Annotated in this window: 22 protein-coding genes; 5 read left to right on the top strand and 17 right to left on the bottom strand. The window is 72.1% G+C overall.

The genetic code is table 11. The features are described from left to right. The 3 genes from VIW71_RS16305 to VIW71_RS16295 all read right to left on the bottom strand — a co-directional run. Positions 1-197: alpha/beta fold hydrolase (locus tag VIW71_RS16305; RefSeq protein WP_331623018.1), on the bottom strand; the 197-nt coding region annotated here is incomplete at its 3' end. A 242-nt stretch (positions 198-439) separates the two neighbouring features. Continuing rightward, positions 440-718 carry a hypothetical protein gene (locus VIW71_RS16300; protein WP_331623017.1) on the bottom strand — a complete coding sequence of 93 codons (279 nt, stop codon included), beginning with the start codon at positions 716-718 and terminating at the stop codon, positions 440-442. Between the two features lie 109 nt (positions 719-827). After that, entirely contained in the window at positions 828-2,000 is a 1,173-nt protein-coding gene (locus VIW71_RS16295; protein WP_331623021.1) for an acyl-CoA dehydrogenase family protein, read from the bottom strand. Between the two features lie 313 nt (positions 2,001-2,313). Here VIW71_RS16295 and VIW71_RS16290 point away from each other — a divergent pair, with 313 nt between their 5' ends. Continuing rightward, positions 2,314-3,654, top strand: coding sequence for a UDP-glucose dehydrogenase family protein (locus VIW71_RS16290; protein WP_331623016.1), 1,341 nt, complete (start codon positions 2,314-2,316; stop codon positions 3,652-3,654). Positions 3,655-3,924: 270 nt separating this feature from the next. On the opposite strand, the gene VIW71_RS16285 is transcribed toward VIW71_RS16290, so the two are convergent. The 3 genes from VIW71_RS16285 to VIW71_RS16275 form a co-directional block, all read right to left on the bottom strand. Then, complete coding sequence (locus VIW71_RS16285; protein ID WP_331623015.1) at positions 3,925-5,130, bottom strand: dipeptidase; 1,206 nt, start codon at positions 5,128-5,130, stop codon at positions 3,925-3,927. Positions 5,131-5,248: 118 nt separating this feature from the next. Continuing rightward, positions 5,249-5,794, bottom strand: a complete 546-nt coding sequence (gene purE, locus VIW71_RS16280; RefSeq protein ID WP_331623014.1) for a 5-(carboxyamino)imidazole ribonucleotide mutase — start codon at positions 5,792-5,794, stop codon at positions 5,249-5,251. Next, positions 5,787-6,944 carry a 5-(carboxyamino)imidazole ribonucleotide synthase gene (locus tag VIW71_RS16275; RefSeq protein WP_414720755.1) on the bottom strand — a complete coding sequence of 386 codons (1,158 nt, stop codon included), beginning with the start codon at positions 6,942-6,944 and terminating at the stop codon, positions 5,787-5,789. The genes purE and VIW71_RS16275 overlap by 8 nt, the downstream gene beginning before the upstream one ends. A 271-nt stretch (positions 6,945-7,215) precedes the next feature. Here VIW71_RS16275 and VIW71_RS16270 point away from each other — a divergent pair, with 271 nt between their 5' ends. Next, a complete protein-coding gene (locus VIW71_RS16270) occupies positions 7,216-7,773 on the top strand; it encodes a GtrA family protein (RefSeq protein ID WP_331623012.1) in 558 nt (185 codons plus the stop codon). Between the two features lie 50 nt (positions 7,774-7,823). Here VIW71_RS16270 and VIW71_RS16265 read toward each other — a convergent pair whose 3' ends face one another. The 4 genes from VIW71_RS16265 to VIW71_RS16250 all read right to left on the bottom strand — a co-directional run bounded on the left by VIW71_RS16265 (position 7,824) and on the right by VIW71_RS16250 (position 10,922). Beyond that, a complete protein-coding gene (locus tag VIW71_RS16265; RefSeq protein WP_331623011.1) occupies positions 7,824-9,092 on the bottom strand; it encodes an ATP-binding protein in 1,269 nt (422 codons plus the stop codon). Positions 9,093-9,104: 12 nt separating this feature from the next. Beyond that, the gene (locus VIW71_RS16260) at positions 9,105-9,779 is read right to left on the bottom strand and encodes a response regulator transcription factor (protein ID WP_331623010.1); all 675 of its coding nucleotides are present in this window, start codon (positions 9,777-9,779) and stop codon (positions 9,105-9,107) included. A 135-nt stretch (positions 9,780-9,914) separates the two neighbouring features. Further along, entirely contained in the window at positions 9,915-10,409 is a 495-nt protein-coding gene (locus VIW71_RS16255) for an ATP-binding protein (protein ID WP_331623009.1), read from the bottom strand. 144 nt (positions 10,410-10,553) lie between these two features. After that, complete coding sequence (locus tag VIW71_RS16250) at positions 10,554-10,922, bottom strand: STAS domain-containing protein (RefSeq protein WP_331623008.1); 369 nt, start codon at positions 10,920-10,922, stop codon at positions 10,554-10,556. Positions 10,923-11,103: 181 nt separating this feature from the next. Here VIW71_RS16250 and VIW71_RS16245 point away from each other — a divergent pair, with 181 nt between their 5' ends. Then, on the top strand, positions 11,104-11,955 hold the full coding sequence (locus VIW71_RS16245; protein ID WP_331623007.1) for an RNA polymerase sigma factor SigF: 852 nt from the start codon (positions 11,104-11,106) through the stop codon (positions 11,953-11,955). Here VIW71_RS16245 and hutI read toward each other — a convergent pair. From hutI to hutU, 4 genes are all read right to left on the bottom strand, one after another. Then, complete coding sequence (hutI, locus tag VIW71_RS16240; protein ID WP_331623006.1) at positions 11,920-13,143, bottom strand: imidazolonepropionase; 1,224 nt, start codon at positions 13,141-13,143, stop codon at positions 11,920-11,922. The genes VIW71_RS16245 and hutI overlap by 36 nt on opposite strands. A gap of 152 nt (positions 13,144-13,295) precedes the next feature. Further along, a complete protein-coding gene (locus VIW71_RS16235; RefSeq protein WP_331623005.1) occupies positions 13,296-14,639 on the bottom strand; it encodes a formimidoylglutamate deiminase in 1,344 nt (447 codons plus the stop codon). Next, positions 14,630-15,826, bottom strand: a complete 1,197-nt coding sequence (locus tag VIW71_RS16230) for an allantoate amidohydrolase (RefSeq protein ID WP_331623020.1) — start codon at positions 15,824-15,826, stop codon at positions 14,630-14,632. The genes VIW71_RS16235 and VIW71_RS16230 overlap by 10 nt, the downstream gene beginning before the upstream one ends. Positions 15,827-15,908: 82 nt before the next feature. Beyond that, positions 15,909-17,576, bottom strand: coding sequence for a urocanate hydratase (hutU, locus tag VIW71_RS16225; protein WP_331623004.1), 1,668 nt, complete (start codon positions 17,574-17,576; stop codon positions 15,909-15,911). Positions 17,577-17,766: 190 nt separating this feature from the next. Between hutU and VIW71_RS16220 the strand changes: the two genes are divergently transcribed. Both VIW71_RS16220 and VIW71_RS16215 read left to right on the top strand, forming a co-directional pair. Further along, a complete protein-coding gene (locus VIW71_RS16220; RefSeq protein WP_331623003.1) occupies positions 17,767-19,098 on the top strand; it encodes a diaminopimelate decarboxylase in 1,332 nt (443 codons plus the stop codon). A gap of 109 nt (positions 19,099-19,207) precedes the next feature. After that, a complete protein-coding gene (locus VIW71_RS16215; protein ID WP_331623002.1) occupies positions 19,208-19,360 on the top strand; it encodes a hypothetical protein in 153 nt (50 codons plus the stop codon). A 95-nt stretch (positions 19,361-19,455) separates the two neighbouring features. On the opposite strand, the gene VIW71_RS16210 is transcribed toward VIW71_RS16215, so the two are convergent. From VIW71_RS16210 to VIW71_RS16200, 3 genes are all read right to left on the bottom strand, one after another. Further along, positions 19,456-20,334, bottom strand: coding sequence for a MurR/RpiR family transcriptional regulator (locus tag VIW71_RS16210; protein WP_331623001.1), 879 nt, complete (start codon positions 20,332-20,334; stop codon positions 19,456-19,458). 313 nt (positions 20,335-20,647) lie between these two features. Further along, positions 20,648-21,979, bottom strand: a complete 1,332-nt coding sequence (locus VIW71_RS16205) for an AMP-binding protein (protein ID WP_331623000.1) — start codon at positions 21,977-21,979, stop codon at positions 20,648-20,650. A 668-nt stretch (positions 21,980-22,647) separates the two neighbouring features. After that, positions 22,648-24,036, bottom strand: a complete 1,389-nt coding sequence (locus VIW71_RS16200; RefSeq protein WP_331622999.1) for a cystathionine beta-synthase — start codon at positions 24,034-24,036, stop codon at positions 22,648-22,650. Positions 24,037-24,071 lie beyond the last annotated feature (35 nt).

Here is a 24,071-nt window from a genome sequence, read left to right as displayed (position 1 = left end):
TCCCACGTCTGGTCCGACCGGCCGTGACCACGCCGGTCGTGCGCGATCGCCCGATACCCGTGCGAGGCGACCAGGTGGGCCTGACTGTCCCAGGCATCGGCATTCAGCGGCCACCCGTGGGAGAACACCACCGGCCGTCCGCCACCCCACTCCTTGTAGAAGATCCGGGTACCGTCCTGCGTGGTGATGGCGGGCATGACCGTTTCCTTCCGTGCGGGTGCGCGTATGTTGCTTCGAGGCTCGCCGTCCCGGGCGGGACCGCGACGCAGGCTCGCGGTCCCGCCCGGCGTCATTCAGCCGCGCGGGCCTGGCAGCGCCGTTCAGCCTCCGCCCGCGCCCTGTGCCGAGGCATCGGTCAGCTCGCCGCACCCAGAAGTGCTCGCCGGTCTTCTCCGCGAGCCGGCCCGCCTCCTGTGCCTCGGCCAGGACCTGGTCCCACTCACCCGTCCAGATCCGGCCCCAGTTCCCCGGGCCCAGGGTGCGGGCGAGCAGCGCGAGCCGCCCCTGCGAACGGCAGGCGGTGGCGGCGACGCCCATGTACGAGGCCGCGGTCCGGGCCCGGGCCCGGTCCGCGGAGTGTTCGGGTGGCGGCCTCGCCGAGGAGTTCCAGGGTGGCCAGGGCGATGCCGAACAGGTCGGGACCGGCGCTCATCGCCGCGCGCATCGCCGCCACCCGGTCGCACCGGGCCACCGCGTCCGTGTCGAGCAGGAGCGCCATGTCACGCCCTCCCAGTCCTCCGCCTCCCCGCCTGCTACCGGCCAAGGCCACTCAGGCCGGGGTCGGTCGGCGGGTCCTTGCGGGCGGGGTCGGGTGGGACCGGTGCCCGCTACGGCAGGTTGCGGGACATCACGACGCGCTGGACCTGGTTGGTGCCCTCGTAGATCTGGGTGATCTTGGCGTCGCGCATCATCCGCTCGACCGGGTAGTCGCGGGTGTAGCCGTAGCCACCGAGGAGCTGGACCGCGTCGGTGGTGATCTCCATGGCGACGTCGGAGGCGTAGCACTTGGCGGCGGCGCCGAAGAAGGTCAGAGCTTCCTCCCTGCCGCCGACGTAGTTGCGCTCGGACCTGGCGGCGGCGGCGTAGGTGAGCTGGCGGGCGGCCTCCAGCTTCATCGCCATGTCCGCGAGCATGAACTGGATGCCCTGGAACTCCGCGATGGCCTTGCCGAACTGCTTGCGCTCCTTGACGTATCCCTTGGCGTAGTCCAGCGCGCCCTGGGCGATGCCGAGGGCCTGGGCGGCGATGGTGACCCGGGTGTGGTCGAGGGTCTTCATCGCGGTGGCGAAGCCGGTTCCCTCCGCGCCGATCATGCGCTCGGCGGGGATGCGGACGTTGTCGAAGTAGACCTCCCGGGTCGGGGAGCCCTTGATACCGAGCTTCTTCTCCGGGGCGCCGAAGGAGACGCCCGGGTCGTCCTTCTCCACCACGAACGCCGAGATGCCCTTGGAGCGGGCGTCGGGGTCGGTGACGGCCATCACCGTGTAGAACTCCGAGACGCCGGCGTTGGTGATCCACCGCTTGACACCGTTGAGTACGTAGGCGTCGCCGTCGCGCACCGCGCGGGTCCTCATGCCGGCCGCGTCCGAACCGGCCTCCGGCTCCGACAGGCAGTACGAGAACATGCCCTGCCCGCGGGCCAACGCGCGGAGGTACGTGGCTTTGAGCTCCTCCGAGCCGGAGAGCTGTACGGGCAGCGAGCCGAGCTTGTTGACGGCCGGGATGAGGGAGGAAGAGGCGCAGACCCGGGCGACCTCCTCGATGACGATGACGGTGGACAGCGCGTCGGCTCCGGAGCCGTCGTACGCCTCGGGGACGTGGACGGCGTGCAGGTCGTTGGCCTCCAGCGCCTCGCGCGCCTCCTCGGGGAAGCGGCCCTGCTCGTCGACCTCGGCCGCGTAGGGCGCGATCTTCGACTCGGCGAGGGAACGGACCGCGTCCCGGAGCATGTCGTGCTCCTCGGAGGTCCGGAAAAGGTCGAAGTCGGAGGATCCGGCCACTGTACTCACTCCCCGTATGCTAACTACTGTTAAGTAATCACGATCGTAGGGCTCATCGCGCCACGAGGCCTACTCGCTGGTACCACCCGGGGGACGTGACGTTGGTGACACCTTTCACGGGGGCGCTGTGCTGACACCCGCACGGTTGCGGGCGCTCACCGCGCGCGGGGCGTGTTCCCTCCCCGCCGCCCTGTCCACCGATGCCGCCGGTCATGAGCGAACCGCCACCCCTCGGTCCCAGGACGCATCGCGGATCGCCGACCCCGCCGTCATCCCCGCTCCGGTCCGCACTCTGGCGACTATGCTCTGCGCCATGCCCCTGAAGCTCACCGTCATCGGCACTGGTTACCTCGGCGCGACGCACGCTGCCGCCATGGCCGAGCTGGGATTCGAGGTACTGGGCCTCGACATCGAGCCGCGCAAGGTCGAGATGCTCTCGCGGGGCCGGGTCCCGATGTACGAACCCGGTCTTGAGGCGTTGCTCGCGCGCCACGTGGCCGGGATGGCGGGCGCCAGCGGCCGGCTGCGCTTCACCACCTCCTGGGAGGAGGTGGCCGACTTCGGCGATGTGCACTTCGTGTGCGTCAATACCCCGCAGAAGCGCGGGGAGTACGCCTGCGACATGAGCTATGTGGAGAGCGCGTTCACGCTGCTCGCCCCGCACCTGCGGCGGCCGACGCTGGTGGTCGGCAAGTCGACCGTGCCGGTGGGCAGCGCGGCGCGGCTGGCGACACTGCTGCGGGAGCTGGCCCCGGCCGGCGCGGACGCCGAACTGGCCTGGAACCCGGAGTTCCTGCGGGAGGGCTTCGCGGTGCAGGACACCCTGCACCCGGACCGGATCGTGGTCGGCGTAACCGGTGAGCACGCGGAATCACTGCTGCGGGAGGTTTACGCCACGCCCGTCGCAGCAGGCACGCCGTTCGTCGTGACCGACTATCCGACCGCCGAACTCGTCAAGACAGCCGCGAACGCCTTCCTCGCCACGAAGATCTCCTTCATCAACGCCATGGCCGAGGTCAGCGAGGCGGCGGGCGGCGACGTCGCCAAACTCGCGGAGGCGATCGGCTACGACGACCGGATCGGTCACAAGTTCCTGCGTGCCGGGGTCGGCTTCGGCGGCGGCTGCCTGCCCAAGGACATCCGCGCGTTCATGGCTCGGGCCGGTGAGCTGGGCGCCGACCAGGCGCTGACCTTCCTGCGCGAGGTCGATTCGGTCAACATGCGGTGCCGCACCAACATGGTGGAGATGGCCCGCGACGCGGTCGGCGGCGGCTTCCTCGGACAGCGCATCGCGGTGCTCGGCGCCACGTTCAAGCCGGACTCCGACGACGTACGGGACTCCCCCGCGCTGAATGTCGCGGGCCAGATCCAGCTGCAGGGCGGCCAGGTCACCGTCTACGACCCCAAGGGCATGGACAACGCGCGCCGTCTCTTCCCCACCCTCGGCTACGCGGACACCGCCCTGGACGCCGTACGCGGTGCCGACGCCGTACTCCACCTCACCGAGTGGCGCGAGTTCCGCGAACTGGACCCGGCGGCACTGGCCGAGGTGGCGCGCCGTCGCAGCATCCTGGACGGCCGCAACGCCCTGGACCCGGCGCTGTGGCGCAAGGAGGGGTGGACGTACCGCGCGATGGGACGGCCCTCGGCGTGAAGCTCCCGTCCCCGTCGGGTCACCCCGCGTTCCTGCTTCTCCGGTAGGTCCGCGTCCTCGCCCGGCCGCCGCACAGCGCCATAGTGCACCAGGGGCCACGCCGGCCGGGGCCGCGGCCGTGGGAGACCCCGCGGCGGGTGTCGTGTCGCAGGCGCAGTCTTCGGGCGCGGCCAGGTGCCGTCGGCCACGGCCCCCAGCACCGGCATCATGGGGAAACCAGCCCGGCCGCCTGCCCGAGGCGGCCTGACCGCTCGCTCGCGCCCCTCGGGTCTACCCGTCCGGTTCGGTGACGGGCCCGTCCAGTGCGGCGATCGTCGCCACCGAGGGGCCGCGGCGGGCGCGGATCGAGACGGCGGCCGATTCCGCGTCGCGCAGCGCCCGGACCGCGTTGCTCCAGGTGAGTTTGGCGAGGTCGGGGGCGGACCAGCCGCGGTGGAGGAGTTCGGCGACGAGGTTGGGGTACCCGGAGACGTCGGTGAGGCCGTCCGGGGTGAAGGCGGTGCCGTCGAAGTCGCCGCCGATGCCTATGTGGTCGATGCCGGCCACGGCGCGCATGTGGTCGAGGTGGTCGGCGACAGTGGAGACCGTGGCGCGGGGGCGGGGGTGGGCGGCTTCGAAGGCGCGCTGGACGGTCATGCCGGCCGGGGTGGTGTCGAGCGGGTGGAGACCGTGGGCGCGCATGTTGGCGTCGGCTTCCAGGGTCCACTCGATGGCGGCCGGCAGGATGAACTTGGGCACGAAGGTGGCCATCGCGACACCGCCGTTGGCGGGCAGCGCGGCGAGCACGTCGTCGGGGATGTTGCGCACGTGGTCGCAGACGGCGCGCGCCGAGGAGTGGGAGAACAGCACGGGGGCCTCGGTGACGGCCAGCGCGGCGCGCATCGTGTCCGGCGAGACGTGTGAGAGATCGACCAGCATGCCCAGCCGGTTCATCTCGCGGACGACCTCCTCGCCGAAGGTGGTGAGGCCGTCCGCGGCGGGCTTGTCGGTCGCCGAGTCCGCCCACGGGGTGTTGTCGTTGTGGGTGAGCGTCATGTACCGCACCCCCAGGTCGTACAGGCTCCGCAGTGCGGCCAGCGAGCAGTCGATGGAATGCCCGCCCTCCGCACCCATCAGCGAGGCGATACGGCCCTGTTCGCGGGCCGCTTCCATGTCGTCAGCGGTGACGGCGAGCGCCAGGTCGGCGGGGTAACGCTCGGTCATCCGGCGGACGACGTCGACCTGTTCGAGAGTCGCGGTGACGGCCGCACCCCCGGCCAGCTCGGTGGACACGTACACCGACCAGAACTGCGCACCGACGCCGCCGGCCCGCAGCCGCGGGATGTCGGTGTGTGTGCGGGCGCTCTGGTCCGCCGTGATGTCCAACCGGTCGAGGTCGTACGAGACCTGCTTGCGCAGCGCCCACGGCAGATCGTTGTGCCCGTCCACGACCGGGTGGGCGGCGAGCAGGTCGCGGGCACGGTTCAGAAGGTCCATGCCGAACACTCTATTGAGACCCGCCCACCCCGCGACCCGGCCCTGTGGACAACTCGATCCGGACCACCGTCAGAGGTCAGGCCTGTGGATAACTCCGCGGCGGCATCGCAGCCGGGTGCTACTTTCCGAATCCGAAGCCCGTGGTCCCTGCCACCTTCGACCGCAGCCGCTTCCCCTTCTCCGTGGCCTGCTCGTTGAGCGACTGCTGGAACTCCCGCATGCGCGCCCGAAGTTCGGTGTCGTACGCGGCCAGCATCCGTACGGCCAGCAGTCCGGCGTTGCGCGCGCCCGCCACCGAGACGGTCGCCACCGGTACCCCGGCCGGCATCTGCACAATCGAAAGGAGTGAATCCATGCCATCCAGATACTTCAGCGGCACCGGCACCCCGATGACCGGCAACGGCGTGACGGAGGCCAGCATCCCGGGCAGATGGGCGGCGCCGCCCGCGCCGGCGATCAGCACCTTCAGCCCGCGCCCGTCCGCCTCCTCCCCGTACGCAATCATTTCGCGCGGCATGCGGTGCGCGGAGACGACATCGACCTCGTACGGGACGGAGAACTCGTCGAGCGCGGCAGCCGCGGCCTCCATGACCGGCCAGTCGGAGTCGGAGCCCATGACGATGCCGACCAGGGGAGCCGCGGAGGTCGGCGGTGTGTCACTCATCGATCGTTCCTCGCAGGTAGTCGGCCGCGTGTCGGGCGCGCTCGCGTACGGCGGGCAGGTCGTCGCCGTAGGTGGTGACGTGGCCGACCTTACGGCCCGGCTTGACGTCCTTGCCGTACATGTGGATCTTCAGGCCCGGATCGCGGGCCATGCAGTGCAGGTAGGCCGGGTACATGTCGGGGTACTCACCGCCGAGCACGTTGGCCATCACGGTCCAGCGGGCGCGCGGGCGCGGGTCGCCGAGCGGAAGGTCGAGGACGGCCCGCAGGTGGTTGGCGAACTGGGAGGTGACAGCGCCGTCCATGGTCCAGTGGCCGCTGTTGTGGGGCCGCATCGCCAGTTCGTTGACGAGGACCCCGGGGGTGCCGTCCGCCTGGCGGATCTCGAACAGTTCGACCGCGAGGTGGCCGACGACACCGAGCTCGCGGGCGATGGTCAGGGCGAGTGCCTGCGCCTGCGCGGACAACGCGTCCGGCAGCCCGGGCGCGGGCGCGATCACGGTGTCGCAGACACCGTCCACCTGCACGGACTCCACCACGGGGTACGCCACGGCCTGCCCGTGCGGCGAGCGCACGACGTTCGCGGCGAGTTCCCGCACGAAGTCCACCTTCTCCTCGGCGAGCACCGGCACCCCGGCCAGGAAGGGCTCGGCCGCGTCCGCCTCGGAGCGGACGATCCACACGCCCTTGCCGTCGTAGCCGCCGCGTACGGTCTTCAGCACCACCGGGAAGCCTTCCCCGGAACCTCGCCGAGGAGGCGTCCCCGACTCGGCGGCGAACCGCGCCACGTCGGCCGGGTCGGAGACGAGGCGGTTGCGCGGACACGGCACCCCGATCTCCGCGAGCCTGGCCCGCATCACGCCCTTGTCCTGGGCGTGCACCAGGGCGTCGGGACCCGGCCGGACCGCGATCCCGTCCGCCTCCAGGGCGCGCAGGTGCCCGGTCGGCACGTGCTCATGGTCGAAGGTGATCACGTCACACCCCGCGGCGAAGGCGCGGAGCGTCTCCAGATCCCGGTAGTCACCCACGGTGACGTCGGTCACGACCTGGGCGGCGGAGTCCTGCGGGGTGTCGCTGAGGACCTTGAACCTGATGCCGAGCGGAATGCCCGCTTCATGGGTCATACGGGCGAGCTGGCCGCCGCCGACCATGCCGACTACGGGGAATGTCACGTTTTTTCCTGCCGGAGGGACGCGAGTGGTGCGCGGGGGCTGGCCCCCGGGGATGGGCTGTACCAGGGTATCCGGCGCCGGGCCAGCCCTACGACCACACGAATGGCGGCTACCGACACCGGGTCTTCCTACCACCCGGCTAGCATGAGAGCGGATACACCCGCATCACCCCTGGTGCCTCGTGCCGCGCTTCCGGCACCCCTACCCCGCCAGGCACCCGACCCCCTACAGACAGGGCCGAGCGATCACCATGAGCGGACCGCGCACACTGCGTCCCCGGTTGGCCTTGATGTACCGGGAGATCGCCAAGTTCGGTGCGGTCGGCGGCGCGGGCGTGGTGGTGAACATCGGCGTCTTCAACCTGCTGCGGAACAGCACCGACCTCCAGACCGTACGGGCCAGCATCGTGGCCACGCTGGTGTCGATCGCCTTCAACTACCTGGGATTCCGGTACTTCACCTACCGCGACCGCGACAAGGCCGGGCGCGCCAGGGAACTGAGCCTCTTCCTGCTGTTCAGCGCCATCGGCCTGGTGATCGAGAACGGTGTGCTGTACGCGGCCACGTACGGCTTCGGCTGGGACAGCCCGTTGCAGAGCAACTTCTTCAAGTTCACCGGTATCGCGGTGGCGACCCTGTTCCGCTTCTGGTCGTACCGCACCTGGGTGTTCCGGGCGCTGCCGGGTCGGGAGGCCGTGGAGCAGGCGGAGTCCTTCCTCACCGGCGCGACCAGAGCGGATACCAAGGCGGGCACGAGCGCCGGGTCCGACCAGAAGAAGCGGAAGAACGCGGGCGCGAACCGACGCTGAGCCCTGCCGCCGAGGCTGCGCCCGGGGTCGGCCGGAGCCGGACGGCCGGCTCAGCCTATGGTCTTTTCGCGCTGAGGCCGAGGCATGATCTCCCGGGCCAGGAAGAGCGCGAACACCGGTGGCAGCTGCTGGAGCAGTTCGAGCCGCCCCCCGTCCGCCTCGGCCAGGTCCCGGGCGAGCGCGAGGCCGAGCCCGGTGGAGTTACGGCCGCTGACCGTACGTTCGAAAACCCGCGCGCCCAGGTCCGGCGGCACCCCGGGGCCCTCGTCCGTCACCTCCACCACCGCCTGGTTCCCGGTCACCCGGGTGTGCAGGGTGACGGTACCCGCGCCGTGCATCAGCGAGTTCTCGATCAGCGTGGCGAGCACCTGCGCCACCGCGCCCGGCGTGCCGACCGCCCGCAGCGACCGTGTTCCGGACCGCACCATGACCCGGCCCTCGTTCTGGTACGCCGGCCGCCACTCCTCCACCTGCTGCTTGATCACCTCGTCGAGGTCGAAGTCGACGGCCGACCCGGTCCGCGGGTCGCGCGCGTTGGTGAGCAGTCGCTGTACGACGTCGGTGAGGCGTTCCACCTGGCCGAGCGCGATGGTGGCCTCCTCCTTGACCGCCTCGTGGTCGTCGGCGGTGGCGACGATTTCTTCGAGCCGCATCGACAGGGCGGTCAGCGGGGTGCGCAGCTGGTGGGAGGCGTCGGCGGCGAGCCGCCGCTCGGCGGTGAGCATCCGGCCGATCCGCTCGGCGCTGGCGTCCAGCACGTCGGCGATCCGGTCCAGCTCCGGAACACCGTAGCGGCGGTGCCGGGGGCGCGGGTCGCCGGAGCCGAGGCGTTCCGCGGTCGAGGCGAGGTCGCTGAGCGGGCTGGCCAGCCGCCGGGCCTGCCGTACCGCCAGGGCGACCGCGGCCAGCACCGCGAGCAGCGCCACGACGAAGATCACCAGCAGGGTGCGGCCGATCTCCTGACTGACCGTGGACCGCGACTCCTGCACGGTGACCGTCTCGCCGTAGTCTCCCCGCTGCGTGGAGGAGATGACCTTCCCGGCCGGCCGGTCGCCGAGCCGCACCTCCGTGCGGCCGGGGACCCGTACCACCGCGTAGCGATTGGCCGCGATCTGCCGGTCCAGGCCCTTGGCGTCAACCGACTCCCCGGCCAGGATGCGGTTCTCCACGATGCCGACCAGCCGTACCGCCTCGGACTGGACGCCGTCCTTGGCGCTGGCCTCGATGGTCCGGGTCTCCACGATCACCAGGGAGAGGCCGAAGACCGCGATCACGACGAGCACGACGGCCAGCGTGGAGGAGATCAGGCGGCGGCGCATGGGAAGAGCGGGTCAGTTCTTCTCGAACCGGAAGCCGACACCGCGGACGGTCGAGATGAAGCGGGGGTTGCCGGCGTCGTCGCCGAGTTTCTTGCGCAGCCAGGAGATGTGCATGTCGAGCGTCTTGGTCGACGACCACCAGGTGGTGTCCCACACCTCGCGCATCAACTGCTCCCGGGTGACCACCCGTCCCGCATCCCGTACCAGGACCCGCAGCAGGTCGAACTCCTTCGCGGTGAGCTGGAGTTCGTCCTCGCCCATCCAGGCGCGGTGCGACTCGACGTCGATCCGGACACCGTGGGTGGTGGGCTGGGCCGACTCGGTGGTGCCGCGGCGCAGCAGGGCGCGGACCCGCGCGAGAAGTTCGGCGAGCCGGAACGGCTTGGTGACGTAGTCGTCAGCGCCGGCGTCGAGGCCGACCACGGTGTCCACCTCGTCGGCGCGGGCGGTCAGCACCAGCACCGGAAAGGTGTGGCCCTCGGTGCGGATCCGGCGGCAGACGTCGAGGCCGTCCATGCCGGGCAGGCCCAGGTCGAGCACCACCAGGTCGACGGCGCCCAGCAGCGCCGTCTCCAGCGCGCTGGGTCCGTCCTCGCGCACCTCGACCTCGTAGCCCTCCCGGCGCAGTGCGCGCGCCAGTGGTTCCGAGATGGATGCGTCGTCCTCGGCGAGAAGTACGCGGGTCATGGGCTGATGGTAGTCCGCACGGCCCAGCGGCGATGGAGAGGTGCGCGGAGGTCCGTGCACCGGGTGGGAACGGGTGCCGGGCGCGGGGCGGCACCCGGAAGGGAGCGCTTCGCCGCGCGCCTTCGACGGGCGGCACTAGGACGGCGCAGCCAGCTCCGCCCACACGGTCTTGCCGGGGCGGTCGCCGTGCCGGACCACTCCCCAGTCCAGGCACAGGCGCTGCACGATGAACATGCCGTGGCCACCGGGGCGCCCCGAGCGGTGCGGGGTGCGGGGGGCCGGGTCGCCGGGGCCGCCGTCGACGACTTCCATGCGCAGCGCCTTGTGGCTGCGGCACAGCCGCAGTTCCTGGGGGCCGCCCGCGTGCAGGCAGGCGTTGGTGACCAGCTCGGAGACGACCAGCAGCACGTCCTCGGCCGCCGCCCGGCGGTCCGCGGTGGACGCCGGCAGCCAGCCCCAGTCCCGCAGTGCCTGCCGGGTGAAGTCCCTGGCCCGCGGCACGATGCCGCTCTCTCCGGACAGCGCCAGGCGCCGCACCGCCTCCGGCGTGTGGATATTCACGTCGGACTCGCCCGGGTCGCCGGCGTCCGGAGCGTGGCCGTCGGCGGCGTAGGGCCGGGTACTGCTCATCGTGGCCTCACCTCACGGATGTCCGACAGCGGTCCGACAGTCTTCTGCCCGGTCGATCTCCGGGAACACGCCCGGATCACCACGAAAGCTCGCGGAGTCCGGATCGCACGGATCACTCGCACTGGCCCCCCGTACGAACGTCGTCTACTCCTGAAGCGCCTGGTCCAGCGTGTCGTGCACGGTGAAGACGGTTTCCGCCCCGGTGATCTCGAAGACCCGGGCCACGATCGGCCGCAGTGCCGCCAGGTGCACCCGCCCGCCCAGCGCCTCGACCCGCAGCCGGGCGCCGAGCAGCACGTTCAATCCGGTGGAGTCGCAGAACTCCAGCTTCGAGCAGTCGATCACCAGCCGGGTGGTCCCGGCGTCCACGGCCTCGGCCAGCGGGTCCGCCAGCAGGTCAGCCGTGTGGTGGTCCAGCTCTCCGGAGGGCGTGAACACGGCGGAGTCGCCGTGCCGGCCGACCGTGACCTGCAGCCTGCCCAGGCCGGCGGTCCCCAGCACTTCGCCTTCCATGTGCCTCCTTAGGCATCCCTGTGACGCGTTCCTGACCATACGCGTTTCACCGGGGGGGACGGTAGTCGCACCTGTCACACACCAACGTGCCGCCTCCGAACTTGCGAGGCCGGCCGGAAACGGGGTAGGGGTGGAGATACGGCATAGGCACAGCCACCCGCCGCTAGAGAGGGATGAGCACATGGCACCCCGGCTCGGCCTGGAACATGAGCAGGAACAGCTAGAGGGTCTTGAGGGGCTCCCCGAAATCCCCCCGTACGAGGAGATCGGCGCCGTCGACGCGCGTGCCCTGTCCAAGACGCTGTTCGCCCGTCTGGGGACGCTGGAGGAAGGCACCGCTGAATACTCGTACGTCCGCAACACCCTGGTGGAGCTGAACCTCGCCCTGGTGAAGTTCGCGGCCTCCCGGTTCCGCACCCGCAGCGAACCGATGGAGGACATCATCCAGGTCGGCACCATCGGCCTGATCAAGGCCATCGACCGGTTCGAGCTCAGCCGCGAGGTGGAGTTCCCGACCTTCGCCATGCCCACCATCGTCGGAGAGATCAAGCGGTTCTTCCGCGACACCAGTTGGTCGGTACGGGTACCCAGGCGGCTGCAGGAGCTGCGGCTCGACCTCGCCAAGGCCGGTGACGAACTGGCCCAGAAACTGGACCGCGCACCCACGGTCCGCGAACTCGCCGACCGGCTCGACCTGCCGGAGCACGAGATCATCGAGGGCATGGCGGCGAGCAACGCGTACACCGCCAGCTCCCTCGACGCACAGCCCGCCGAGGACGACCCGGAAGGCGCACTCGCCGACCGGATCGGCTACGAGGACCACGACCTGGAAGGCGTGGAGTACGTCGAGTCGCTCAAGCCGCTGATCGCCGGGCTGCCGGCACGCGACCGCGAGATCCTCTCGCTGCGGTTCGTCGGGAATCTGACCCAGTCGGAGATCGGGGAAGAGCTCGGCATCTCGCAGATGCACGTGTCACGGCTGCTGAGCCGCACGCTGTCACGGCTGCGGCGGGGGCTGATGGTCGAGGAGTAGGTTCCCGGCGAGGAGGTTGCCCGCCTTCCACACCGCCGCCGTGAGGGGCACGCCGGGGCGGTAGGCGAGGTGGACGTGGCTCGGGGCGTCCAGCAGGAGCAGATCGGCGCGCGCGCCCGGCGTGACCGTACCGATGTCGGTACGGCGCAGGGCGCGCGCGCCGCCGTATGTGGCCGCGTGCACGGCCTCGTCGGGGGTCATGCCCATCTCGCGTACGGCGACGGCGACGCAGAACGGCATCGAGGTGGTGAAGGACGAGCCGGGGTTGCAGTCGGTGGACAGCGCCACGGCGGCGCCCGCGTCGATCAGCCGCCGGGCGTCGGGGTAGGCGGCTCGGGTGGAGAACTCCGCACCCGGCAGGAGGGTGGCGACCGTGTTCTCCGCGCCGGCCAGGGCCTCGACGTCCCGGTCGGTGAGGTGGGTGCAGTGGTCGGCGGAGGCCGCGCCCAGTTCGACGGCCAGCTGGACACCGGGACCGTGGGTGAGCTGGTTGGCGTGCACGCGCGGGATCAGGCCGCGGGCGGCGCCCGCGGTGAGGACCGCGCGGGCCTGGTCGCCGTCGAAGGCGCCCTGCTCGCAGAAGACGTCGATCCAGCGGGCGTACGGCGCGCAGGCGTCCAGCATCTCGCCGGTGACGAGGTCCACGTATCCGGCCGGGTCGCCGGCGTCGGCGAACTCGGGGGCGACGATGTGGGCGCCGAGGTAGGTGACCTCGTCGGTGTGCCGGGCGGCGATGCGCAGGGCGCGGGCCTCGTCGTGCGTGGTGAGGCCGTAACCGGACTTGGTCTCCAGGGTGGTGGTGCCCTGCCGCAGCGCCTCCGCCAGGTAACGGGCGACGTTGGCGGAGAGGTCGGCGTCGGAGGCGGCACGGGTGGCCGCGACGGTGGTACGGATACCGCCCGCAGAGTAGGGACGGCCGGACATCCGCGCGGCGAACTCGGCGGTGCGGTCACCGGCGAACAGCAGGTGGGAGTGGGAGTCCACGAACCCCGGCAGGAGGGCCCGGCCCCCGGCGTCGACCCGATTGTCAGTGGGGGGTGCTTTCCTGGAACCACCGACCCACGCGATGCGGTCGCCGTCGATGACGACGGCCGCGTCCTGGATCAGCCCGAGCGGATCACCGGAGGACAGGGAGGGGTTGTTGGTGACCAGGCTGCCGATGTTCGTGATGACCGTACTGGCCGTCATGGCCGTCTCTTTCCGGTTCCGGGGGTACGGGGTGGGCGCGGGACGCGGTGGGTTGGCGGAGCTCGCGGGTGACGGGGTCGGTGCGGGGTTCGCGGCCGGTCGTGCGGGGCTCGCGGGACACGGGGATCGGATGGGGCCCGCGGCTCACGGGGTCAGCCGCGGGCCGCTGCGATCGCCTTGGCCAGCGCGGTGGGCACATCCTCCACGAGTCGGTGGCGTCCGTCGCGTACGATCTGGCGGCCCGCGACCACGGTGTGCCGTACGTCCGCTGCGGTCGCCGCGAATACCGCGCTCTCCGCACCGAGCCGGGGCGGCGGTCCCGCGGTGCGTACGGAGTCCAGCGCGACCGTGGTGAAGTCGGCGAGCGCGCCCGCCTCCAGACGGCCCGCCTCCGGCCAGCCGAGGCAGGCGTGGCCGTCCTCGGTGGCGGCGCGCAGCAGTTGCGCCGCCGTCCAGTGGCCGCGGGTCCGGCTGCGCAGACGCTCGTTGAGCTCCATCGCCCGCGCCTCCTCGAACAGGTCGATGACGGCGTGGCTGTCACTGCCCAGGCTCAACGGGCAGCCCGCGCGGCGCAGTTGGGGTGCGGGGCCGATGCCGTCGGCGAGGTCCCGTTCGGTGGTGGGGCACATGCAGACCGTGCTGCCCGCGGCACCGAGCAGGGCGATGTCCTCGCCGGTGAGGTGGGTGGCGTGCACGGCGGTGGTGTGGGGGCCCCAGAAACCGGAGTCCGCGAGCAGCCGGGCCGGGGTGCGGTTGTGCACCGCCAGGCACGCCTCGTTCTCGGCCGGCTGCTCGGACAGGTGGATGTGCGTGGGCACCTCGCGGGTCCACTCGGCGAAGGTCCGGTAGCCGTCGCGGTCGGAGAACGCCCGCACCGAGTGCAGCGCGGCGCCGATCCTGGCGTGCTCGCCGCCCTTGAGCTGCGACCAGCGCGCGTACCACCGGTCGGGCCGCCCGTCGCCGAAGCGCGCCTGCGCGCCCTCCAGCGGCCGGTAGCCGCCCCGGGCCAGCCCGCCGTGCAGATACACCGTGTCCAGCAGCGTGATCCGGATGCCGGCCTCGGCCGCGGCGGCGATCAGCGCCTCGCCCATGGCGTTGGGGTTGTCGTACGGGCTGCCGTCCAACTGGTGGTGCAGGTAGTGGAACTCGCCGACGCAGGTGATGCCGGCCAGCGCCATCTCGGCGTACACGGCCCGGGCCAGCTCGAAGTACGAATCGGGGGTGAGGCGGAACACGACGGAGTACATGATCTCGCGCCAGGTCCAGAACGTCCCGCTCCCGACCTGCACGGTCCCGCGCAGCGCCCGGTGGAAGGCGTGGCTGTGCGCGTTGGCCAGGCCCGGCAGGGTCAGGCCGCGCAACGCGGTCGCGTCCGGGGGCGCGGTGTCCACGCCGGTGCGGACGCCGGTGATACGGCCGTCGGTCACCGTCAGGACGACGCCCGGTTCGACATGGGTGCCGAGCCAGGCGTGCTCCAGCCAGTACGTCACCTGCACGCGAGACCTTCCAGTACATCGGCGAGTGCGGTCACCCCGGCGAGGCAGTCGTCCTCGGCCGCCGATTCCGCCGGGGAGTGCGAGACGCCGGTGGGGTTGCGTACGAACAGCATGGCGGTCGGCACGGCCGCGGCCAGGATTCCCGCGTCGTGTCCCGCGCCGGTGGCCAGTACGGGGACGGGCGCGTCCGCGGTGACCAGGGCGGCGATCCGGTCGCGCAGCTCGTGCGCGAACTCCACCACCGGGGTGAACGACTCGCGTGCCACGCTCACCTCGACGCCGTCGCGGACTCCGCGTTCACGTGCGGCCTGCTCGATCGCGTCCACCAGCGCCGTGAGTGTGTCCTCGTCCGGGGCGCGCGAGTCGAGCCAGCCCCGTACCAGGGAGGCGATCGCGTTGACAGCGCCGGGCTCCACCGCGACCTTGCCGAAGGTGGCCAGCGCCCCGGCCAGCCGCGCCTTCTTCCGCGCGGCCAGTACGGTGTTGGCGTAGGTCAGCATCGGGTCGCGCCGGTCCTCCAGACCGGTGGTGCCCGCGTGGTTGGCCTCGCCCCGGAAGTCGAAGCGCCATCTGCCGTGCGGCCAGATGGCGGAGGCCACGCCGACGGGGTGCCCCAGGAGGTCCAGTGCCCGGCCCTGTTCGACGTGCAGTTCGACGAACGCGCCGATCCGCGACAGCCGCTCGGTGTCCGCCCCGATCCGCTCCGGGTCGTGCCCCGCCGCCTCCATCGCCCGGGCGAGGGTCACCCCGTCGCCGTCGCGCAGCTCCCGCGCCCGCCCGGGGTCGAGCTGGCCCGCCGTCAACCGGGAACCCACGCAGGCCAGGCCGAAGCGGGCGCCCTCCTCGTCGCCGAAGTTCGCCACCGCCAGCGGCTTACCGGGGACGGCGCCCCGGCGCCGCAGCTCGTCCAGCGCGGCGAACGACGACACGACCCCCAGCGGCCCGTCGAAAGCCCCGCCGTCGGGCACGGAGTCCAGATGCGACCCCGTGACCACGGCGCCTCCCGCCTCGGGATCCCCGAGCCAGGCCCACTGGTTGCCGTTTCGGTCCACCTCGTACGCCAGCTCCCGGGCCTCCGCCTGCGCCCGGAACCACGCACGGCACTCCGCATCGGCACCGGTCCACGCGTATCTGCGGTAGCCGCCGGTTTCGCGGTACCGTCCGATCGCTGCCAGGTCCCGCCACATCTCGTGGAACCCGGCGGTCGCCAGGGGCCCCTCCGCCGGACCGCGGTCGCCGTTCGCCGGACGGGCTGTTCTCGAGGTCGCCTCACTCATGCGGCGCGCCCTCGCGCATGGGAACCCGCACCCCGCGGTCCACTGCGACCTCTTCCGCCCGGTCATACCCCGCGTCGACATGCCGGATGACGCCCATCCCGGGGTCGTTCGTCAGGACCCGCCGAATCTTCTCGGCGGCCAGCGCCGTACCGTCGGCGACCGTGACCTGCCCGGCGTGGAGGGAACGGCCGATGCCGACCCCGCCCCCGTGGTGGACGGAGACCCATGACGCGCCCGAGGCGACGTTCACCATCGCGTTGAGCAGCGGCCAGTCGGCGATCGCGTCGGAACCGTCGAGCATGGCCTCGGTCTCGCGGTAGGGGGAGGCGACCGAACCGCAGTCGAGGTGGTCACGGCCGATGACGACCGGCGCCTTGAGCGTGCCGTCGGCGACCATCTCGTTGAAGCGCTCGCCCGCGCGGTCGCGTTCACCGTAGCCGAGCCAGCAGATGCGGGCGGGAAGGCCCTGGAAGCGGACGCGTTCGCCGGCCAGGCGGATCCACCGGGCGAGGGTCTCGTTCTCCGGGAAGAGGTCGAGGACGGCGCGGTCGGTCGCGGCGATGTCCGCGGGGTCGCCGGACAGCGCGGCCCAGCGGAAGGGACCCTTGCCCTCGCAGAACAGCGGGCGGATGTAGGCGGGCACGAACCCGGGGAACGCGAACGCCCGGTCGTAGCCGGCGAGCTGTGCCTCGCCGCGGATGGAGTTGCCGTAGTCGAAGACCTCGGCGCCCGCGTCCTGGAAACCGACCATCGCCTCGACGTGGCGGGCCATGGACTCCCGGGCACGCTGGGTGAACTCGGCGGGCTTCTCGGCCGCGTAGGTGGCCATGTCCGCGAGCTCGACGCCGATCGGGAGGTAGGCGAGCGGGTCGTGCGCGGAGGTCTGGTCGGTGACGATGTCGATGGGGGCGCCCATGGCGAGCAGGCGCGGGACGAGGTCGGCGGCGTTGCCGAGGACGCCGACGGACAGCGGGCGGCGGGCCTCGCGGGCCTCGCCGGCCAGCCGCAGGGCGTGGTCGAGGGAGTCGGCCCGGACGTCGAGGTAGCGGTGTTCGATGCGCCGCTCGATGGCCCGCGGGTCGCAGTCGACGCACAGCACCACGCCGCCGTTCATGGTGACGGCGAGCGGCTGGGCGCCGCCCATGCCGCCGAGCCCGGCGGTGAGGGTGACGGTGCCGGCCAGCGACCCGCCGAACCGCTTCTCGGCGACCGCGGCGAAGGTCTCGTACGTGCCCTGCAGGATGCCCTGGGTGCCGATGTAGATCCACGAGCCGGCGGTCATCTGCCCGTACATCGTCAGGCCGAGCGCTTCGAGGCGGCGGAACTCCTCCCAAGTGGCCCAGTCGCCGACCAGGTTGGAGTTGGCGATCAGTACGCGGGGCGCCCATTCGTGGGTGCGCATCACGCCGACCGGGCGGCCGGACTGGACGAGCATCGTCTCGTCCTGTTCGAGGCCGCGCAGGGTGCGGACCATCGCGTCGAAGGAGTTCCAGTCGCGGGCGGCCTTGCCGGTGCCGCCGTAGACAACGAGTTTGTCCGGGTGTTCGGCCACCTCGGGGTCGAGGTTGTTCTGCAGCATCCGCAGCGCGGCTTCCTGCTGCCATCCCCGGGTGCTCAGTTCCGTGCCGCGCGGCGCGCGCACGGGCCTCGGTCCCGTCATCGGTCCGGCCTCCTCGCAGTGGTGGTTTTCATTCACATCCTGACTGGCTGAATAGTCCTAGTCAACAACGTCGGCCTGACGGGCGTGCGCGAGGGGACGCGAGAAGGGCCGGCAGGGGGCCGGGTGGCGGCGCCCGGGCGGGAAGAGGCCGGGTAGCGGCCCTCGGGGCCGAGGTGGTGGGATGGCCGTCATGACGGACGAGCCAGGGATACGGCGGGGACACGCGCTGCGTGCGGCGGTGGAGCAGGGACTGGTCGGCGAGGAGGAACCCGTCCTCGGGCTACTGGACATCACGGGCATCACGCACGCGGCGACAGCGCTGCACGCCGCCTTCGCCACACCGGGCGTGGCGATCACCCACACCTTCGCCGTGAAGGCCGCATCCCTCGTACCGGTCCTGGCCCTGCTCGGCGAGTGCGGCCTGGGCGCGGAGGTCGCCAGCCCGGGCGAACTCGCCCTCGCCCGCGCCGCCGGCATCCCCGCCGACCGCACCGTGCTGGACTCCCCCGCCAAGACCGTCGCCGAGCTGCGCGAAGCACTCACCCTCGGCATCGCCGTCAACGCGGACAACCCGAGCGAACTCGCCCGCATCGACGAAATCCGCCTCGAAGCCCCCACGGCCCCCGCTGCCGCACCCGTCGGGCTGCGGGTCAACCCGCAGGTCGGCGCCGGCAGCATCGGCGCGATGAGCACAGCCACCGCCACCTCGAAGTTCGGAGTGGCGCTGCGCGACCCGGGCGCCGAGGAGTGGGTGCTGCGCGCGTACGCCGAACGCCCCTGGCTCAGCCGCCTGCACACCCACACCGGCTCGCAGGGCGTGCCCCTCGGCCTGATGGTCGCCGGCGTACGCGCCGCGTACGAGCTGGCCGAGCGGATCAACGCCGCCGCCGGACGGCAGCAGATCACGGTCCTCGACATCGGCGGCGGCCTGCCGGTCAACTTCGGCTCCGACGAGGTCACCCCGGCCTTCGCCGACTACGCCGACCTGCTGCGCGCCGAGATCCCCGGGCTCTTCGACGGCCGCTACGGCCTGGTCACCGAGTTCGGCCGCTCCCTGCTCGCCAAGAACGGCACCGTGCTGGCCCGCGTCGAGTACGCCAAGTCGGCTGGCGGCCGGCCCATCGCCGTCACCCACGCGGGCGCCCAGGTCGCCACCCGGACCGTCTTCGTACCCGACGCCTGGCCGATCCGGGTCCTGGCCCTGGACGCCAAGGGCCGTCAGAAGGACGGCGAACCGGTGGTCCAGCACGTCGCCGGCCCCTGCTGCTTCGCCGGCGACCTGGTCGCCCGGGGCCGCGCCCTCCCGTTGCTGGGCGCCGGCGATCACGTCGCCCTGCTCGACACCGGCGCCTATTACTTCTCCAACCACTTCGCCTACAACTCCCTCCCCCGCCCGGCGGTCTACGGCTACACGGCCCGCCCCGACGGCACCGTCGCCTTCGCCCCGGTCAGGGCCGCCCAGACCCAGGCGGAACTGATCGCGGAGAGCGGCGGCGGCCTGCCGCCCCTGCGCCGCGGCTGACCGGCCCTTCACCGACCAGGACTGCGGCTGCGCCCTCCTGCCAGTGCCGCGTCAGCCGCGTCGGTCGCGTTGCCAGGGTCGCCCCGTCGCGACACCCGGCACGGCAGACGTGACGGCCGTCCCGGGCGCCGCGGCGACCACGCCCAGCCACCACGGCCAGTACGCCGCCACCCGCACCGTCACCGCAACCCGCGTCAATGTGCAGGCCCCGCGCACCACGTCGCGCTCCCTCCTCACCTCGTCGTCGCACGACATCGCCTGACAGGTGCTCGGGAGGTGCGTGGCGAATCTCAGATTCTGGTCAAGACGTCCACCTGTGAACCGACCGGGGGCTGCCTCTTCCCCTCCTTTCTCCCCTCAGTCCAGGAACAGCCCCCGCGCCGCCGCGTGCGCGTCGAACTCCTCCAGGCGGGCCTGTGCGTCCGGCAGGGCGTCGCACATCGATTCCAGCAGGACCCGGCCGAGCAGCATCGGCGCGCACGCGGTGTCGAAGGCCAGGCCGGTGCCGACGGCGGCCGGCAGCAGGAGATCGCTGTGGGCGGCCACCGGGGCGAAGGCGCTCTCGGCGACCGTGACGACGGTGAGCCCCGCCTGCCGGGCGTGGGCGAGAGCGTCGACCACCTCGCGGGGGTGCCGGGGGAGCGCGAAGCAGATCAGGGCGGTGGCGCCGGCCCGTACCGCGCCGTCCATCCGGTCGCCGAGCATCGTGCCGCCCTCGTCGAGGAGCCGTACGTCCGGGTGCACCTTCGCCGCGAAGTAGGCGAAGCCGCGGGCCTGGGCGCCGGCCGCCCGCAGGCCGAGTACCGGCAGCGGCCGGGAGGCGGCCAGCAGGGCTCCGGCCCGGCTGACCGGTCCGGTGTCGGCGAGCAGCGCGGCCAGATGCCGCAAATTCTCGATCTCGGCGTGCACGGCCTGCTGGTACTCGTTGTACGCGGTCTCGTCGCCCGTGACCGGGGGCGGCGCGACCTCGCGCAGGTACTTGCGCAGCGCCGGGTAGCCGTCGAAGCCGAGGGCGACGGCGAACCGGGTCACGGAGGGCTGGCTGACTCCGGCGAGCTCGGCGACCTCCACGCTGGACAGGAAGGGCGCGTCGGCGGACTTGCGGACCAGGCAGTGGGCGATCCGCCGCTGCGTGGGCGTCAGCCGCTGCGCCTCGAAGAGCTTCAGCAGCCGCGCCGCGGCGCCGCTCTCAGCGTCCGCCGTGCCGTTGTGCCCGCCGCCTTTCGCGCTGCCCATTCCCGACCCCGTCCACCGGCTCCTATTCACTGGCATACGACTCTGCATGACAATATGCAGCCCGGCAACCCGCCGGCGGTCCGTGGCAGCGCGGTGCCCTGCCGGGTCTCGTCCCCCGGCCGACGGCGCCGGACCGCCGGACCGTTCACCCGCCCCCGTCCGAGGTCGTTCGCGTCACTCATCACAGCCCCCCGTGGCTGTCCACCCGTCGATCACCGAGTCGATCACTCAGCGGTTCCACAGCGTAACCGAAGGGCCGGAGGGGTGGTCGGCGTCCGCCCGGCCGCCTGTGGACAACCCGTGAAGGCCCGCCTCACACCGGCGGCAGCAGCCGCTTCTGCGGCTTGCCCATCGCGTTGCGCGGCAGTTCGGACAGGAAGCGGACGCGGCGGGGCCGCTTGTGCACCGACAGCCGCGCCGCCACGAAGTCCGTGAGTTCCGCCGCGCTCACCCCGTCGGCGACCACGTAGGCGACGATCTCCTGCCCGAGGTCGGCGTGCGGCGCGCCCACGACGGCCGCCTCCCGTACCGCGGGGTGGGCGAGCAGCGCGTTCTCCACCTCGCCGGCACCGATCCGGTAGCCCCCGGACTTGATGAGGTCGGTGGACGCACGGCCGACGATCCGGTGGGTGCCGTCCGGGTCGATCGCCGCGATGTCGCCGGTACGGAACCAGCCGTCGTCGGTGTACGAGGCGGCGGTCGCCTCCGGCCGCCCGAGGTAGCCGTCGAAGAGGGTGGACCCCTGCACCTGCAGCTCGCCGATGCCGTCGGCGGGGTGCGCGATCCGGGTGCCGATACCGGGCAGCGCGCTGCCGACCGCGCCCGGCCGCCGCTCCCCCGAGGCCCGCGCGCTCACGGTGATCAGGGTCTCGGTCATGCCGTACCGCTCGACCGGTTCGTGCCCGGTCAGCGCCCGCAGCGAGTGGAAGACGGGGGCGGGCAGCGGCGCGCTGCCGGAGACCAGCAGCCGCGCGCCGGACAGCGCCCGTGCGGCGGCCTCGTCCCGTACCACCCGGTGCCACACCGTCGGCACCCCGAAGTAGAGGCTGCCGCCGGCCGCCGCGTACGCCTGTGGGGTCGGCCGCCCGGTGTGCACCAGGCGGCTTCCGGTGCGCAGCGCACCCAGGACGCCGAGCACCAGGCCGTGCACGTGGAACAGGGGCAGCCCGTGGACGAGGGTGTCGGCGGCCGTCCACTGCCAGGCGTCGGCCAGCGCGTCCAGGTCGGCGGCGATCGCGGCCCGCGAGAGCACCACGCCCTTGGGCGGCCCGGTCGTGCCGGAGGTGTAGAGCACCAGCGCGGCCTCCCCGGCGGGCGCCGCCGCGAAGTCCGCGCGTTCCCGGAAGTCCACCGGCAGCACCTCGGCGCCGGAGTCCCGCAGTACGTGTTCCCGCTCGTCGGGGCCCGCGTCCGGCGCGAGCGGCACGACCGGTACGCCCGCGAGCAGCCCGCCCACCACGGCGGCCACCGTCTCCAGGCTCGCCGTCGCCTCCACCGCGAACGCCTTGACCCCGGCGACCCGCCGCGCGACCGCGCCGGCCGCGCCGAGCAGCTCTTCGTACGAACACGTCCTGCCGTCCACGGTGATCGCGTCCGCCCGGTCCGTGCCCCCGTACAGGGCGGTGAGCACCGGTGCGTCGGGCATGACGGGCCTCCTGGGGAACGGTGGAACCCCCGGGGAAGTCGGGGGCTGCCCCCAGTGTGGCCCACCGCCCACGGCTGAGTTCATGGACACCCGTGACCCGGAACGCGGCAGGGAACTCTGCGCCGCCCTGCAGGCCCGCGAGGACCTCGGGGCGGACGCACGGGTCAGAACCGGGAGTACGGGTCGGAACCGGCCGAAACGTTCATGGACATGGCGGCCGGACACGTCGACGGCCATGGGCCGAGCAGGAGTCGGGACAAGGACGACCGGAGGCGGCCGGACCGTTGCGGGGACCGCGTCATCAGACAGCGCCTCACCACGTGCAACGCTTCACCACGTACAACCCGTCACCGCGGCGAAAAAGGTTAAGGGCGGGAACCGCCGCACCCCCGGGGTAGCACCCGGAGGGCGGGACGACGGCGGTTCCCGCCGGGACGCGGGCCGGGTCAGGGCCGGGCCGTACGCGTCCAGGGTCACCATGGATCCGGGAGCCGCTCCGGAAGCCTTGGCGCCACATTCAGTTGGGCCGCTCCGGCCGGTGCACCCGGCCGTTTCGACACCACCCAATGTGCCGGATGGTTGTTAAGCCCGTGCTGCGCGTACGTGTCGCGGGTGTACCAGTTCGGCGAACGCTGATCGGACCCCGCCCGGGCCTCCCGGCCTGACGCTCACGCCCCTCCGTGTCCGGCGAGGAAGGCCAGCAGATCCTGCCTGCTCACGACCCCGGTCGGCTTGCCCTCGACCAGCACGATCGCCGCGTCCGCGCTCTCCAGTACGGTCATCAGACCGCCGACCGGCTCCCCCGAGCCGACCTGCGGCAGCGGCGGGCACAGGTGCTTGTCCAGCGGGTCCTCCAGGGTGGCCCGTTTGGTGAACAGCGCGTGCAGCAGTTCGCGCTCGACCACCGAGCCGACGACCTCGGCGGCCATCACGTCGGGGTGCCCGGCGCCCGGTTTGACGACGGGCATCTGCGAGACGCCGTACTCCCGCAGGACCTCGATCGCCTGGCCGACCGTCTCGTCCGGGTGCATGTGGACCAGTTGCGGCATGCCGCCGTCCTTGTGCGCGAGCACGTCGGCGACCCGGGCCTCGCCGCTGCCCTCGTCGAGGAAGCCGTGCGAGCTCATCCACTCGTCGCTGAAGATCTTCGACAGGTAGCCGCGGCCGCTGTCGGGCAGCAGCACGACCAGCACGTCGTCCGGCCCGAGCCGCCGCGCGACCTCCAGCGCCGCGACGACCGCCATGCCGCAGGAGCCGCCGACCAGCAGCCCCTCCTCCCTGGCCAGGCGCCGGGTCATCCGGAAGGAGTCCTTGTCGGAGACGGCCACGATCTCGTCGGCGACGCCGCGGTCGTAGGCGGACGGCCAGAAGTCCTCGCCGACGCCCTCGACCAGATAGGGCCGCCCGGAGCCGCCGCTGTAGACCGAGCCCTCGGGGTCGGCGCCGATCACCTGGACCCGGCCGCCACTGGCCTCCTTCAGGTAGCGCCCGGTGCCGGAGATCGTGCCGCCGGTACCGACGCCCGCCACGAAGTGGGTGATCCGGCCGTCTGTCTGCTGCCACAGTTCGGGCCCGGTGGAGTGGTAGTGCGACAGCGCGTTGTTCGGGTTGCTGTACTGGTCGGGCTTCCAGGCGTTGGGCGTCTCGCGCACCAGCCGGTCGGACACGTTGTAGTACGAGTCGGGGTGCTCGGGGTCCACGGCGGTGGGGCAGACCACGACCTCGGCCCCGTACGCCCGCAGGACGTTGATCTTGTCCATCGAGACCTTGTCGGGGCAGACGAAGACGCAGTGGTAGCCCTTGCGCTGGGCGACCAGGGCCAGGCCCACACCGGTGTTGCCCGAGGTGGGCTCCACGATGGTGCCGCCCGGCTTGAGCTCGCCGCTGCGTTCCGCGGCCTCGATCATGCGCAGCGCGATGCGGTCCTTCACCGAACCGCCGGGGTTGAAGTACTCGACCTTGGCCAGGACGGTCGCCTGAATGCCCTCGGTCACGCTGTTGAGCTTCACCAGCGGGGTGTTGCCGACGAGGCTGATCATCGAGTCGTGAAACTGCACCGTAGTCTCCGGGTTCTCCGTGATGGTGCCGCCAG

The sequence above is a fragment of the Streptomyces sp. genome (assembly GCF_036524955.1).
Classification (GTDB): Bacteria; Actinomycetota; Actinomycetes; order Streptomycetales; family Streptomycetaceae; genus Actinacidiphila.
Note: the sequence above shows the minus strand (reverse complement) of the source record. Positions and strands in the feature narration are given on the sequence as shown.

What these genes read in the sequence shown, in the direction of transcription:
- VIW71_RS16220 (WP_331623003.1), top strand. Translation starts at nt 17,767, where the DNA reads ATGACGGACGAGCCAGGGATACGGCGGGGACACGCGCTGCGTGCGGCG.
- VIW71_RS16210 (WP_331623001.1), bottom strand. Translation starts at nt 20,334, where the DNA reads ATGGGCAGCGCGAAAGGCGGCGGGCACAACGGCACGGCGGACGCTGAG.
- VIW71_RS16230 (WP_331623020.1), bottom strand. Translation starts at nt 15,826, where the DNA reads ATGTGGCGGGACCTGGCAGCGATCGGACGGTACCGCGAAACCGGCGGC.
- VIW71_RS16255 (WP_331623009.1), bottom strand. Translation starts at nt 10,409, where the DNA reads ATGAGCAGTACCCGGCCCTACGCCGCCGACGGCCACGCTCCGGACGCC.
- VIW71_RS16265 (WP_331623011.1), bottom strand. Translation starts at nt 9,092, where the DNA reads ATGCGCCGCCGCCTGATCTCCTCCACGCTGGCCGTCGTGCTCGTCGTG.
- VIW71_RS16260 (WP_331623010.1), bottom strand. Translation starts at nt 9,779, where the DNA reads ATGACCCGCGTACTTCTCGCCGAGGACGACGCATCCATCTCGGAACCA.
- VIW71_RS16270 (WP_331623012.1), top strand. Translation starts at nt 7,216, where the DNA reads ATGAGCGGACCGCGCACACTGCGTCCCCGGTTGGCCTTGATGTACCGG.
- VIW71_RS16290 (WP_331623016.1), top strand. Translation starts at nt 2,314, where the DNA reads ATGCCCCTGAAGCTCACCGTCATCGGCACTGGTTACCTCGGCGCGACG.
- purE (WP_331623014.1), bottom strand. Translation starts at nt 5,794, where the DNA reads ATGAGTGACACACCGCCGACCTCCGCGGCTCCCCTGGTCGGCATCGTC.
- hutI (WP_331623006.1), bottom strand. Translation starts at nt 13,143, where the DNA reads ATGACGGCCAGTACGGTCATCACGAACATCGGCAGCCTGGTCACCAAC.
- VIW71_RS16285 (WP_331623015.1), bottom strand. Translation starts at nt 5,130, where the DNA reads ATGGACCTTCTGAACCGTGCCCGCGACCTGCTCGCCGCCCACCCGGTC.
- hutU (WP_331623004.1), bottom strand. Translation starts at nt 17,576, where the DNA reads ATGACGGGACCGAGGCCCGTGCGCGCGCCGCGCGGCACGGAACTGAGC.
- VIW71_RS16250 (WP_331623008.1), bottom strand. Translation starts at nt 10,922, where the DNA reads ATGGAAGGCGAAGTGCTGGGGACCGCCGGCCTGGGCAGGCTGCAGGTC.
- VIW71_RS16275 (WP_414720755.1), bottom strand. Translation starts at nt 6,944, where the DNA reads ATGGTCGGCGGCGGCCAGCTCGCCCGTATGACCCATGAAGCGGGCATT.
- VIW71_RS16245 (WP_331623007.1), top strand. Translation starts at nt 11,104, where the DNA reads ATGGCACCCCGGCTCGGCCTGGAACATGAGCAGGAACAGCTAGAGGGT.
- VIW71_RS16300 (WP_331623017.1), bottom strand. Translation starts at nt 718, where the DNA reads ATGGCGCTCCTGCTCGACACGGACGCGGTGGCCCGGTGCGACCGGGTG.
- VIW71_RS16205 (WP_331623000.1), bottom strand. Translation starts at nt 21,979, where the DNA reads ATGCCCGACGCACCGGTGCTCACCGCCCTGTACGGGGGCACGGACCGG.